The following is an 11,274-nucleotide window of genomic DNA, read 5'->3' as shown; positions in this document are numbered from 1 at the left end:
ATAAGCGATCGCTCAGATTTTCAAACATGTTTAATCTCTATATTATTGCTATGTAATTGCAAACGGCGCATTATAACCATTTAACAGCCATAAGTTGAACATCAAGCTAAATAATGAATATCTTTGTACTCAGTTTTTTGTCGGTCGGACTGTATTTCACAGGGACAATCTATCAAACCCTCGTGTATCTCAGAAAAATTAATGCCAAGCACTTCATCTCCCTTTTAATCGGAGCCAGTGCGGCAAGCTTGCAGCTAATAGTTACTTTAGAGCAAACCTTCCGTGACAACTACGCCGCCTTTAGCTTCTCAAACTCAGCATCACTTATCGCCTGCGTTATTGTTATCGGGCTTTTATTGGCATCCAGCAGAAAACCACTCCAAGCAATTTTTCTTGCCGTTTACCCTTGCGCTGCACTTAGCGTAATCACCCTACTCGCCTTTAACGACAGCAGCCAATCATTCTCACCACAAAGCAGCGGCATCTTTATACACGTTATATTATCACTCATTGCCTACAGCGTCTTTTCGATTGCCGCCGTACAAGCATTACTTGTTCATATGCAGAACAACAACCTAAAGAAGCGAAACCACACTATACTAATGCGCAATTTGCCGCCACTCCTGACCATGGAGAACTTACTGTTTGAAATGCTATGGAGCGGCACTATCCTGCTTGCTCTTGCCATTCTCGCCGGTTTCATTTTTGTCGATGACCTATTCGCTCAACACTTGGCACACAAAACCGTTTTATCAATTCTTGCTCTGCTCACATTCTCTGCACTACTCGCAGGCAGAAAAATTTATGGCTGGAGAGGAATCACAGCCAGCAAATGGACACTTTGGGGCTTTAGCCTTCTAATGCTAGGTTTTTTCGGTAGCAAGCTAGTTCTTGAAACAATAAGCAAATAACCCGACAACCTTCATATAAACGGTAAACAACATTGAACGACGCCTCTATACCTTCTCTATTACTATTTCTGCTTTTTCTAATCATTTTATCTGGTTTTTTCTCTAGCTCAGAAACTGGCATGCTGTCGCTCAATCGCTACAGACTTAAACACCTAAAGAAAAATGGCCATAAAGGCGCGGAGAAAGCCAGCAATCTACTAGATCGAACCGATCAATTAATTAGCGTCATCCTAATTGGAAACAACTTTGTAAACATACTAGCCTCGTCAATAGCAACGGTCATTGCCATTCGACTATGGGGTGACGCAGGCATCGCAATTGCAACCGCAATCTTGACGCTAGTTATACTAATTTTTGCTGAGATAACACCTAAAACCATTGCAGCCTACCACCCGGAAAAGGTTGCCTTTCCCGCCGCACACATACTAAAACCTCTACTAAAGCTACTCTACCCAGCTGTCTGGTCAGTTAACCTTGTTACTAATTTCCTATTAACAAAACTCGGCTTTAGTACAAACGGAGAAGAAGAAAACCACCTAAGCCGAGAAGAACTGAGAACACTTGTTAATGAATCTAGCACCTTGATCCCACGCAAACACCAGGAAATGCTACTGGGGATTCTAGACCTAGAGAAAGTCACCGTTAACGACATCATGATTCCCAGAAACGAGATTGTTGGCATCGATATAGACGATGACCTGGATGATATTTTTCAGCAACTAAAAACCACCCAACACACACGCCTCCCCGTATACAAGGGCGATATAAACAACATCATTGGCATCCTACACCTTCGCAGCATGACTCGCGTACTTTCAAATGACGAACCGAACAAAGCCATGCTACTTCAAGCTTGCAGAGAACCTTACTTCACTCCTGAGAGTACTACACTCAACACCCAGCTAATACACTTCCAGCGGGAGAAACGTCGAATTGCCATTGTAGTTGATGAGTATGGCGACGCTCTCGGCATTGCCACAATGGAAGATATTCTGGAGGAAATTGTTGGGGAGTTCACTACTGATTACTCTTCAAGCAGCAGCCAAGACATCACACCTCAAGAAGATGGTTCATTTCTCATCGATGGCACAGCCACGATTCGAAATATTAACAAAACACTTGGCTGGAACCTACCTGTCAACGGTCCGAAGACACTTAACGGCTTGATAACGGAAACTCTCGAAACCATACCTGACACCCCCGTTTGCCTTTACCTTCAGCATCACCGGACAGAAATCAGACAAATCAAGGATAACGTCATTAGAACCGCCCAAATTTCACCATAGAAACTGAAAAAACAAACGCACCACTCATTTTTTTTGTCTTATGTAATAATTTGTTATTTTTTTTATATATATTTGCTTTATAATCTCAGGATTGATATAGAAGTAGTAATAATTTTTATATTGCGGGTAAGATGTACCTGCTTTTGTTCAGTGCCTTTATTTTTGTTAAGCATTGAAAGTCATTCAGCATACGGGAAAGGACGATGAATAAGTCATCTAGCGTTAGCTTTATCGGAGATCGCAATAGTCGACCTTCCAGGCTCGATAACGCAAGATCAGCTGAAGCTCTCAAAATTTGCAATATTGTTGTAAGAGACATGCATGCCCTTCTGCAAGGCATGTTTGACGGCATAGATGACTCTTTTTTCGAGCTTGCTAACAATGCTAGAAACAACAATGAACAAAACCGCTTCTTTGAAGCAATGCGCGATATTCGCATTAAGCGCAAGAATATTGAGAATGACTTTAAGTCCAGTATCGAAGCGCAGTTTTCCCTTGAGCAAGTTCTTACTCCCTCTTCGAAACTAAACGCACCAGTCGAACCGAAAGGTTTTGAAAGTCTAAGCCTAGTTCAGAATGACGACCTCGAAGAGGAAGTCGCGATATCATCTATGGCGACTAAAGCCCAGGCAAATTTTCAAGGCCCTTTACTTCAGTTTCATACTCGAATTTGCAACCTATACGGCTGCGAGAACAATGAAGATGCAAACCTTCCTCTAGGCTTAAAAGACGTAATAGAAAGCTTTACAAGCGCCTGTGAAGTGCTTGAAATAGAGTTAAAAGAGCGGTTAATTGTTTTTAAGCAATTTGATCGATATGTTCTATCAAACCTTGGTCCTGTGCTAGACGAAGCCAACAAAACATTAATACGCCTTGGCATTATGCCATCGCTAAAAGCACCTCGCACCAAGCAAGGTAGCAAGACTGCCTCTTCGCCACATGATAAATCAACGCATGCTTCCGAAGACACGACTGCCAAGCAGCAAAACACTACAAATGTACTACCTCAGCTGCAAAACTTACTAGCAAATATTCGTAATAATCTAGGCCCCCAAGCGCTCAGTGCTGATTACAATACTGGCCTGCCCACTCAATATGTGAGCACTCAAGACTTAATATCGCTACTCTCTGCCATCCAGGATATAGCGCCATCAACTAACAATAGCGCTGACCCTAAGGTTATTAATATTCATCAGCAGCTAAAAGCCCAACTAAGCCAAGGCAGCGATCAGCCAACAACCCAACCAAAATTTAAGCAAATAGATGAAGACTTGATCAACCTTGTCTCAATGCTATTTGAATTTATTCTAGAGGATTATAATCTGGCTGCGCCGATACAAGTCCTCATTAGCCGCTTACAAATACCCATACTCAAAGTAGTCATTAAAGACAATAGTTTCTTCAGCTCTAGCAAACACCCTGCCCGCAAGCTCCTCAACTCGCTAGCTAAAGCAGGTATAGGCTGGAACGAAACACAAAACAAAGGCGATGCGCTTTACCAGGCAATTTTTGATACAGTTCAGAACATTCTTGATAACTTTACCGGCGATATCCAGCTTTTTGAAAAGCTATATGAAGAATTTAGTGCTTTTGTTAAAAAAGAAGAAAAGAAATCTAAGATTGTCGAGCAAAGAACAAAGGAATCTGAAATTGGCCAAATTAAGTCTCGCCAAGCTCAAAAATGTGTCGAAGATAAGCTAGATTCATTGCTAGATAGCTCTCAAATTTCTATTCCTGACTTAGTCCTTGAAACAATTCGCGGTGGCTGGAGTCGCGTTATGTTTCTAGCATACCTGAAAGACGAAGAAGAGCATCAGTGGGAACACAGCTGTAAAACAGCCGAGAACCTAATCTGGTGTTTGCAGCCGTTTGAAAAACCTAAAGATCGCCAGTACTGGATCGCCATTGCCCCTAAAGTATTAAAAGAGCTTAAGTCAGGTCTTGAAGAAGTTTCCTATAATACAGCCGATCTTGACCAGGCACTTGTCGAGATTCGCTCAACACTCACAAACACATTTAAGCAAAACTCATTTAACTTGAGTCATAATATTGTTCCTCCTGTAAATGAGGAGAACGAGCCAAAGGCTGAAACTGCAATTGAGCGCCAACAAGCATCGATAGACTCCAGTTTAAATAAATATATTGAGCAAATTGAGCAAATTGAAGTTGGCACTTGGTTTGAGTTTACAAACAACGATAGCAAACAGCGATGCAAGCTGTCAGCGGTCATCAATGATGCAGATAGCTATATTTTCGTCAATCGCATGGGGCTAAAGTCTTGTGAAAAAACCAAAACCGACCTGGCGAATGATCTAAAAAGGAAGCACACAATTGTTCTAGAGCAAGGACTGCTAATTGATAGAGCCATGAACGCACTAACCAGTAGCCTAAGCCAGAAAGCAAGTACACTCTAATTTGTGAATACCGAGAGCAACCAAAGTCTTCGGCTCAGCTTAGCGGCTTTCGCTGCCATTTTGATTCACACAATCTTGGCCCTATTGATCTACTGGCTCGACATATCATTCCTTGAAACCAAGGAAAAGACTATCCCCTTCAAGCTAGTATCTGCAGACAGAAGCTCGCAATTTTCAAGCTCATCACTTAGCGCCGAAGAAAACTCACGCGCAGCACAAGAATATTTAGCGACACTTAACCAATCGCAATTTAAAAGCGACACCCAAACTAAACGTGACTCCTCATCAAAAGGCAGCCTAAGTCCTAATCAAAATGCCGTGAAGAAGCTGTCGGACAAACACACTCGGCTAGACAGCCCTGCTTTTCGTGGATCTAATCCAAGCACGGCAATTCACGGATTACAAAATATTTTCAGCCGCGATAAGCAAAGCCTTAAACCCAGCCAGACAAAACAAGTCTCGAGCAAGGAACTTGAGCAACTCAGCGACTACGAGATTTTACTTTTGAGCGCACTCAGGAAGGACTCTCTATACGACCCTTTTCATGCGGTAATGAACACTCACAAACGTAAAGAAGTTGCCTATACAATAACGCTTCGCTTATTCCCCAATGGAGCAATAAAAAACGCTTTGATAAAAGAGCCTAGTGGAATTATGAAAATAGATGAATTAGCGTTACAAGCGGCTTATAGAGCGAGCCCTTTCCCAACGCCACCTCATGAAGATATTCAAAAAGGGTACAAATATGACATTCCTTTCATCATCTACCAAAACAAAAACATCAGTAAATAACTAGAACACAAAAAAAGAAGAAGAGAGCCGACCTTGAGACGAGATTAAAGTCGGCTAAAGTACAACTTATTCAGCGGAAGCAGCAGCGCTTACCATCTTTTTCAGCTCACCAGACTCGTACAGTTCGGTGACAATATCACAACCGCCTACAAGTTCACCTTTTATGTATAGCTGCGGGAATGTCGGCCAACTTGAGTAAACCTTAAGGTTCTCTCTCAACTCAGGGTGTTCTAAAATATTAATATAAGCAAATCGCTCCTCACAAGCCATCAGCGCCTGTGATGTTTTGGCAGAAAAGCCGCATTGTGGTTGCTGAGGCGAGCCTTTCATGTATAGCAGAATATCATTGCTTTCAAGTTGCTCTTTAATCGTATCCATTATTGACATCGGTATTTACCTGTAGAGTTAAATCTTTCGCCACCTAGTTTACTATCTTTTGATAAGACCAACCATATTAGTCAGGTATTTTTTCAGAGTTTCTCCCCCCAGGCTCCGCCACCAGGTGTGTTGATCGTTAAAACATCACCCGCCCCTACCTTAAACTCTGCCTTACCATCCAGCACCCTAGCATTAAGTACATTTTTACCTGGGCACCCTTCAGCACCACCTTCGAGTCCCCACGGAGCTTTCGAGCGACGCTCAGTTAACAAAGTGACCTGAGCCGCCTGCTTAAACAGGTAAGAGCGGATGACGCCATCTCCACCTGAATGCTCCCCTATGCCACCAGAGCCCGCCCTAATACCGTATTGCATAACCTGCATCGGATAATGAAGCTCCAGGCTCTCTATGGGCGTGTTAAGCGTATTCGTCATATGACACTGGCGCGCAGTAATACCTTCAAATAACTCACCTGCCCCTGCTCCACCAGCGATTGTCTCGTAATAGTTCCATGGCGTCGGAGCTGTCCCTCCCATCGCAACATTATTCATCGTTCCCTGTGAGGCGGCAGGCACTTTAAGTCCTATTTGATGCAATGCTCCAAGCACAACATCTACAACACGCATACTTGTTTCAACATTCCCTGCTGAAACGGCAGCTCCAGGTAGAGCATTTAGTAGCGAGCCACTGGGCGCAGAGATATTAATCAGTTTGAACACCCCATCACAATGAGGTACATATGCTGGCATTAGTGCTGCAAACACATAGTACACAGACGCAGCACATACACTAAGAGGGCAATTTAGATTCCCCTTAACCTGTGCTGATGTTCCGGTAAAATCCAGCGTAATTCCCTCACTATCGATAGACACTTCAACTTTAATTAGAATATTTTCAGTACCTACCCCGTCGCCATCAAGGTAATCTGAAAAACTAGCCCTCCCTTTCGGCAAACGCTCTAGGTAATTCGCTGCAAGCGTTTTACCATAGTCATTCAATTGCTCAATGCCTTGAACAAAACTCTGACGTGTCATCCGCGACTCAATAAACCACTGTTCCAGGCGCTCCAGACCTACAACGTTCGCACTGAGCTGTGCAATAAAATCTCCTGGCAAATCGTCGGCATTAGTGTTCTTTTCTATGCTTGATAATAATTCGAGACAAACCTTATTCAGTTTTCCTTGAGAATATAGTTTTTGGGGAGAAATAATTACGCCTTCATCTTCCAAGCTTGTTGAAAGCGGCATTGAGCCAGGAGAATCACAACCGATATTGGCATGATGCGCACGATTCGCAACAAAGCCACTTAGCTCTTCACCAACAAAGAATGGTGCAATCAATGTTACATCAGGAAGATGAGTCCCACCCTTAAAAGGATCATTTAAAACCAGAACATCGCCTTGCTTCCAATCAAACTCAGAAACTATTCGGGTCATTGCATAAGCCATGCTACCGAGATGAACAGGAATATGCGCAGCTTGGGCCACGATTTTTCCATCACAATCAAAAAAAGCGCAGGAATAGTCAAGACGGTCTTTTATATTTGGAGAAAAAGCACTTCTTTGCAAAACCAGGCCCATTTCTTCACATATCGACTTTATTTGACCCGAAAACACCGCTAATTCAACCGCATTAAGCACAATAAAAACTCTCAATTCGTCACAAGATTTGAATATGGTAACCAGAATACATCAACTACATTTTCCAAGGATCAAGTATCACCAGATACATCTTGATCGCAGGCTAAAAATTGAAGCCCAAAAACAATTGATTACCATGAAAGATCAAGCTAACATATTATCTTTATACAGGCAGCATTTAGCTGCCTTTTTGCGTTAATAAGAGACTGAAATGAACAACGATCAACCGCTGATGAGCACTTATGGCAGACTACCTGTTGCTTTTGAAAATGGTGACGGCGCCTGGCTATACGACACTGACGGAAACAAATACTTTGATACCTTTTTTGGTATAGCTGTTTGCGGCCTTGGCCATTCACACCCCGCAGTTACCAAAGCAATCAAAGATCAGGCCGGCCGCCTACTCCACTGTTCAAATCTTTATCACACGCCTTTACAAGTCAAACTTGCACAGACCTTATGCCAAATATCAGGTATGGAAAAAGTTTTCTTTTCCAACTCAGGTGCTGAAGCGAATGAAGCCGCTATTAAGCTAGCCAGAAAGTATGGGCATGACAAGGGTATACAGACTCCCACGATTATCGTCATGGATCAATCTTTCCACGGCAGGACTATGGCGACCTTGACCGCGACAGGAAACCGAAAAGCACAAGCGGGCTTCGAGCCTTTACTAGGCGGCTTTGTTAGAGCACCATTCAATGACGTTAAAGCTGTTGAAGCGATTGCCAAATCGAACCCTAATGTTGTCGCAATTCTAGTCGAGCCCATTCAAGGTGAAGGAGGTCTCTCAATCGCTGAGGACGGTTACCTAAAATCTTTGCGTCAGATCTGCGATGAGAATGACTGGCTATTGATGTTAGACGAAGTTCAAACAGGTAACGGCAGAACGGGTAATTATTTTGCTTATCAAGGGTATGATGTAACACCTGACGTTGTGACAACTGCAAAAGGCATCGCCAATGGCTACCCTATTGGTGCATGCATGGCAAAAGGCAGCGCAGCCGATGTTCTTACTCCCGGCACTCACGGTTCTACCTTCGGCGGAAACCCTCTTGGCTGTGCAGCTGCACTAGCGACAATCAATGAAATTACAAGCCATAAGCTTTGTGATAGAGCATCTGTTCTCGGAGAACGCATTCTTAAAGAACTTGAGAATGAACTTTTGGCAGCTAACTACGTTGCTGATATTCGCGGCAGGGGCTTAATGATCGGCATTGAACTGACCGAACCTTGCCTAGAGCTCGTTCCACTAGCCAAGGCAAAAGGCTTACTATTGAACGTCACTTCCGAAAAAGTGATTCGACTTCTACCGGCACTGAATATGAGTGACGACGAGTGTGAATTCTTAATTGACGCCGTCGTACAAATCATTCGCCTATATTCTGCCGACGATCGCAGCAGGCCCCGCTCTTAACTGGGCAGGAAACACTCTACCTCCACGATCAAATCGTTTATTTATTGAGAGACAAATGGCACTAAGACACTTCTTAACCTTAAATGACCTTTCCAGCCAAGAGCTTAAGCAAGTTATTGAGCGAGCTATCACACTTAAAACCGAGCATAAGCAAGGTAATATCTATGAGCCTCTCAAAAATCGCGTTTTAGCACTAATCTTCGAGAAGTCTTCTACCCGAACTCGTGTTTCTTTCGAGTCTGGCATGGCTCAATTTGGTGGTTCATCTCTATTTTTGTCTCCTCGGGATACGCAATTGGGTCGTGGAGAACCGGTTGAAGATAGTGCTAGGGTACTATCACGTATGGTTGATGCAATTACTATTCGAACCTTCGAACATGAGAAACTGGCATTATTTGCACGACACTCCTCGGTGCCAGTCATTAACGCCCTTACAGATGACTTCCACCCCTGCCAATTACTTGCCGATATGCAAACCTATCACGAACATAGAGGCTCAATCGAAGGCAAAAAAGTCGTATGGGTCGGTGATGGTAATAATATGTGCCATTCTTTCATTAACGCTGCAGCACTACTTAACTTCGAGTTGGTCATCTCATCACCCGTCGGCTACGACCCAAATAACGAGTTGCTCAAAAAGAATCAAAAACATGCTCATATTGTACGAAACCCAATTGCCGCCGTCAAAAATGCCGACTTAGTTGTAACTGATGTCTGGGCATCAATGGGGCAAGAAGAAGAGCAAAAAGAGCGCATCAACAAGTTTAAAGACTATCAAGTTAGCCCGGAACTAATGAGCGTAGCGAACTCTGATGCCCTATTCATGCATTGCCTGCCTGCACATCGTGGAGAAGAAATTAGTCACGACATGCTGGATCACCCCAGCTCAGTCGTTTGGGATGAAGCAGAAAATAGATTACATTCTCAAAAGGCACTTCTTGAGTTTTTATTGTGTAATGCTTAAGTAAACATAAGAAAGGATTTAGTAGCACGTGTCTTCACCAACAAAGATGAGCAATATACTCGAAGTTAACGATGTACAGTGCAACTATGAAAACCTAATCGTCATTAAAGACCTTTCTTTTAAGCTGGTCAGAGGTGATATAGCTTGTTTACTTGGGCCAAGTGGGTGTGGCAAAAGCACCATTCTCCGCGCTATCGCCGGCTTTGAGAATCTTGAAGCCGGCACAATCAATTTGAACGGCTTAACTATATCCAGTACCAACAAGGTACAAGCCCCCGAGAAAAGACGGATTGGCATGGTATTTCAAGACTATGCCCTCTTCCCCCACCTTAGCGTCAGCCAAAATATCGCTTTCGGCCTCACAGGCATTAAGGACAAAACCGAAAAGTCAGCTCATATTGAAAAGTTAATTCACTTAGTCGACCTAGATGGCTATCAAAACAGCTTTCCACATGAACTGTCTGGCGGGCAACAACAACGAGTAGCGCTAGCACGAGCTTTAGCGCCTGAACCCGAACTTATCCTACTAGATGAACCTTTTTCAAATCTTGATGCTGAGCTACGCAACCGTCTAAGCATTGATATCAGGAACATTCTTAAGACTTTAGGAATCAGTGCAATATTAGTGACTCATGATCAGAAAGAAGCATTCGCTATGTGTGACTATATTGGCGTTATTGATCAAGGAAAAGTTCAACAATGGGGAAAACCCTACGAGCTATATCACGAACCCGTAAATCCTTTTGTCGCTAGGTTTATTGGACACGGCACCTTTATCAAAGGTGAAACCTTAACACCCGATACCTTCTCAAGTGAGGTCGGTGTGATTCAAGGCAATCGTGCTTATAACTGGCCAGAAAAAACCAGGATTGAAATACTAATTCGTCCCGACGATGTAATTTATAAACCAGGAGCAAACCTGAATGCCGTCGTCAGCTCGAAAATTTTTGCAGGCACCTCAACCCAATACCAATTAAAGCTTGCCTCTGATACGGCTCTCGATGTCATCTTCCCTAGCCACCAGGATTTTAATATCGGAGAAACCATTAATATCGCAATCGACGCAGAGCACCTGATTGCATATGAAGTATCAACCTAAACTAAATTGGCTTTAGTTGGCGCTGCAATGCTGTGACTCCTCAGCAGTGCGCTCAAAAAACTCAGCGTAAGTCTCAAGTAGTTCAGGCTTCTCCCAATGCAAAAAGTGCCCCACCCCTTTGACTAGCTGAAACTCTCCATTCGCCAGCATTTTAGTAGCTTTACGCGTGTCAAAGAGGTCCATAATGGTATCGAACTGCCCCATAACAACTAGCACGGGAATCGCAATCGAGCTCAACTCAATATGCTGCTTAAGATCCCCCATCTGAGTAACCGACCGACTATGCTCATAAAATGATGCATACTGCTCCTCACTCATATCATTAAACTGGCTAATAATTTGGCGCTTTAAATGCTCAGGAATAAGTTGGCCAAAC

At 43.3% G+C, this 11,274-nt stretch carries 10 protein-coding genes; 7 read left to right on the top strand and 3 right to left on the bottom strand.

The window, feature by feature from the left end:
* Positions 1-113: 113 nt before the first annotated feature.
* The 4 genes from A3761_RS11350 to A3761_RS11335 all read left to right on the top strand — a co-directional run bounded on the left by A3761_RS11350 (position 114) and on the right by A3761_RS11335 (position 5,403).
* Positions 114-911 (top strand): inner membrane protein YpjD, encoded by a 798-nt coding sequence (locus A3761_RS11350; RefSeq protein ID WP_068510840.1) that lies wholly within the window; start codon positions 114-116, stop codon positions 909-911.
* A gap of 32 nt (positions 912-943) precedes the next feature.
* Positions 944-2,197 (top strand): HlyC/CorC family transporter, encoded by a 1,254-nt coding sequence (locus A3761_RS11345; RefSeq protein WP_068510844.1) that lies wholly within the window; start codon positions 944-946, stop codon positions 2,195-2,197.
* 203 nt (positions 2,198-2,400) lie between these two features.
* Entirely contained in the window at positions 2,401-4,611 is a 2,211-nt protein-coding gene (locus tag A3761_RS11340; protein WP_068739416.1) for a DUF1631 domain-containing protein, read from the top strand.
* 3 nt (positions 4,612-4,614) lie between these two features.
* A complete protein-coding gene (locus A3761_RS11335) occupies positions 4,615-5,403 on the top strand; it encodes an energy transducer TonB (RefSeq protein WP_068513268.1) in 789 nt (262 codons plus the stop codon).
* 66 nt (positions 5,404-5,469) lie between these two features.
* Here A3761_RS11335 and grxD read toward each other — a convergent pair whose 3' ends face one another.
* Entirely contained in the window at positions 5,470-5,790 is a 321-nt protein-coding gene (grxD, locus tag A3761_RS11330) for a Grx4 family monothiol glutaredoxin (RefSeq protein ID WP_068513273.1), read from the bottom strand.
* A gap of 83 nt (positions 5,791-5,873) precedes the next feature.
* Positions 5,874-7,421 carry a hydantoinase B/oxoprolinase family protein gene (locus A3761_RS11325; RefSeq protein WP_068513276.1) on the bottom strand — a complete coding sequence of 516 codons (1,548 nt, stop codon included), beginning with the start codon at positions 7,419-7,421 and terminating at the stop codon, positions 5,874-5,876.
* 211 nt (positions 7,422-7,632) lie between these two features.
* On the opposite strand from A3761_RS11325, the gene A3761_RS11320 reads away from it, so the two are divergent.
* From A3761_RS11320 to A3761_RS11310, 3 genes are read left to right on the top strand one after another with little or no spacing between them, the layout of a single operon-like run.
* A complete protein-coding gene (locus tag A3761_RS11320; RefSeq protein ID WP_231872212.1) occupies positions 7,633-8,835 on the top strand; it encodes an aspartate aminotransferase family protein in 1,203 nt (400 codons plus the stop codon).
* A gap of 55 nt (positions 8,836-8,890) precedes the next feature.
* Positions 8,891-9,799, top strand: a complete 909-nt coding sequence (argF, locus tag A3761_RS11315) for an ornithine carbamoyltransferase (protein ID WP_068509298.1) — start codon at positions 8,891-8,893, stop codon at positions 9,797-9,799.
* Positions 9,800-9,827: 28 nt separating this feature from the next.
* Positions 9,828-10,898 (top strand): ABC transporter ATP-binding protein, encoded by a 1,071-nt coding sequence (locus A3761_RS11310; RefSeq protein WP_231872213.1) that lies wholly within the window; start codon positions 9,828-9,830, stop codon positions 10,896-10,898.
* Between the two features lie 12 nt (positions 10,899-10,910).
* On the opposite strand, the gene A3761_RS27650 is transcribed toward A3761_RS11310, so the two are convergent.
* Positions 10,911-11,274 (bottom strand): alpha/beta fold hydrolase (locus tag A3761_RS27650; RefSeq protein ID WP_197473019.1); only part of this gene is annotated, 364 nt, incomplete at its 5' end.

The sequence above is a fragment of the Oleiphilus sp. HI0123 genome (genome assembly GCF_001635315.1).
This window is presented reverse-complemented; position numbering and strand designations above follow the sequence as displayed.

What these genes read in the sequence shown, in the direction of transcription:
- A3761_RS11340 (WP_068739416.1), top strand. Translation starts at nt 2,401, where the DNA reads ATGAATAAGTCATCTAGCGTTAGCTTTATCGGAGATCGCAATAGTCGA.
- A3761_RS11320 (WP_231872212.1), top strand. Translation starts at nt 7,633, where the DNA reads ATGAACAACGATCAACCGCTGATGAGCACTTATGGCAGACTACCTGTT.
- grxD (WP_068513273.1), bottom strand. Translation starts at nt 5,790, where the DNA reads ATGTCAATAATGGATACGATTAAAGAGCAACTTGAAAGCAATGATATT.
- A3761_RS11350 (WP_068510840.1), top strand. Translation starts at nt 114, where the DNA reads ATGAATATCTTTGTACTCAGTTTTTTGTCGGTCGGACTGTATTTCACA.
- argF (WP_068509298.1), top strand. Translation starts at nt 8,891, where the DNA reads ATGGCACTAAGACACTTCTTAACCTTAAATGACCTTTCCAGCCAAGAG.